Origin of the sequence: Streptomyces sp. NPDC058964, from assembly GCF_042741275.1 — a bacterium.
Classification (GTDB): domain Bacteria; phylum Actinomycetota; class Actinomycetes; order Streptomycetales; family Streptomycetaceae; genus Streptomyces.
Genome location: NZ_JBHYKH010000537.1, coordinates 3,715 through 6,016, shown reverse-complemented (window position 1 = coordinate 6,016; position 2,302 = coordinate 3,715). Strand labels below are relative to the sequence as shown.

Annotated in this window: 2 protein-coding genes; one reads left to right on the top strand and one right to left on the bottom strand. The window is 72.7% G+C overall.

The window, feature by feature from the left end:
• The coding region (locus tag ACFW2E_RS39495; protein ID WP_384474695.1) for a PAS domain-containing protein at positions 1 to 1,188 on the bottom strand (1,188 nt) is incomplete at its 3' end.
• A gap of 301 nt (positions 1,189 to 1,489) precedes the next feature.
• Here ACFW2E_RS39495 and ACFW2E_RS39490 point away from each other — a divergent pair.
• Positions 1,490 to 2,302, top strand: an 813-nt coding sequence (locus ACFW2E_RS39490) for a hypothetical protein (RefSeq protein ID WP_384474692.1), incomplete at its 3' end; no start/stop codon positions are given.

Below are 2,302 nucleotides of genomic sequence, written 5' to 3'. Positions count from 1 at the left end.
CCCCGCCCGGCCCAGCAGCACGGCCGCCTCGGGGGAGCGGGCGATACGCGGCAGATGCTCGTCCTTGACCTGGGGCACCAGCACCGGGCGGCCGGTCCGTACGCATTCGGTGACCAGGCGGTCGGGGGCGTACGTGGCGAGCTCTCCGGCCGGGTCGGCGGCCCGGACCACTTCCTCGCCGTGCTCCGCCCGTACGGCCAGGGCGCGCATCACCGCGGGCTCGGTCGGGCCGAGCGTGCTGCGGCGGCCGTCCACCACCGCGTCGAGCAGGTCGACGGCGGCGATGTCGGCGAGCTCGGGCACGGCGACATCGGCCAGCTCGCGGGCGGTGCGGTCCAGGTCCAGCGTGGTGCCGATGCGGGCGGAGGCGTCCGCGATGACCGCGAGGCGGCGGCGCGCGGTCTCGGCCTCGATCCCCGCCCGGTACTGCTCCGTGACGTCCACCATCGACGCCGCGACACCGAGCACCCTGCCGACGGCGTCCTCCAGCCGGTACATCGACACCGTCCAGGCGTGGTCCTCGTCCGGGTCCGCGGGGGTCCTGCCGATGGTGGACTTGTCGACGAGCGGGACACCGGTCTCCAGGACCCGGCGCGCGGAACCCTCCAGGGTCTCGGCGTCCACCAGCGGGAGCACCTCGCGGACCGTCCGTCCCACATGCTCCTCGGCGGGGACACCGTTTATCTTCGCCAGCGCCGGATTGACCGAGACGTACCGCAGCTCGGTGTCCAGCACGGCCAGCCCGATCGGGGACTGCTGCACGATCCGTTCCGACAGCGCCACGTCCTGCTCCAGCCGGAGCACCGTGGACTGGTCGGCGGCGAGTCCCAGCGCGTACACATCCCCCTGGTCGTCCAGCAGGCGCATGTTGCGGAACTCCACCAGACGGGTGCCGCCGTCCTTGACCCGGATGGGGAAGGCGCCGGCCCAGCTCTGCCCGGTCCGCATCACGTCGGCGAACAGCTTGCCCACCAGCTGGATGTGCTGCTCGTGCACCATCAGCCGGGCGGCGAACTCGCCCAGCGCCTCCTGGGCCGAGTACCCGAACAGCTCCTCCGCCTGGGGGCTCCACAGCACGATGCGGCCCTCGGAGTCCAGCACCACGGAGGCCACGCCCAGCACGTCGAGCAGCCCGCTCGGCCGTGCCGGCCCTTCACCCCCGGCCACGGGAGCCTCGGCTGCACTCATCGCACGCACCGCCTTCGACCGACCGCACGGCAGGCCGTCCCCCGTGCCGACTCCCCTTGTTCTACCGCGCTCACACCGAATCTCCGACGCCGCCTACGACTGTCTCCACCATCCCTCAACAAGCCGGTGGTCGTACGGCGAAGCCACCATGCCGGGGCCACGCGGGGTATGACCCTCACCACTGCCGTCCCGCGGTACGAATTCACCCTCCCTTCCCCTCTTAGCTTGTACATGACTAGACGGCGGGTCCAGACTGTCGGCCGAACGCGCGTCCCCACCCCCCAACCGAGGAGTCGGCCCCATGCACGCGTCCGCCCGGCAACGTTGTCATGCGCTCCTGACCGGCCTCGTCACCCTCGCCCTCGCCTGCGTCGCGTCCCTCGCCGCGCCCGCTGCGCCCGCCTCCGCCGCCGACACCTGGACCGAGGCCGGCTCGGACCGCGCCGACCCGCTCACCGAGAGCCAGGGTCTGACGTCGGTCGAGGTGCCGGCCGGCAGTCCCAACCGGTACACCGGCGTGGCCACGATCCCGGCCGGCGTCTCCAGCCGCGGCTGGAACCACGTCGGCGACCCCGACGCCTCGTACGACGGCTACTACGTGGAGCCGTACCAGCGGGACTCCGGCAGCACGAAGATGTTCCGGGTGCAGGCGCCGGGCGGCGCCTGGTCGGAGTACGTCCACACGCTCGGCGCCGGGGAGGCGCTCAACAACTCCTGGGTGGCCGTCTCGCCGGGCGGCCAGTGGATGCTGGCGGGCGAGTACGGCACGATGAGCCGGCTCCTGGTCTTCCCGACCCCGGGCGTGAACCCGGGCACCTCGCCCTCGGCCGACCTGCCGCAGGTCTCCGCCGTCAACCTCGACCACGCCGTGCGTGACGTGCAGGGCTGCGACTTCTCCGGCCCGACGACCCTGCTGTGCTCCTCCGACGACCCGGCGGGCACCCTCTTCGGCATCACCAAGCCGCTCCTGCAGATCGATCTGTCCGCCGGGCCGAACGGCGCGGCGGACGTGTCCGGCCATGTCACGGCGCTGCGGCCTCGGCCGCAGCGCATCTCCAGCTCCGGCACCGTCGAGTCCGAGGGCCACGACTACCACCCTCGAAACCGCACCCGG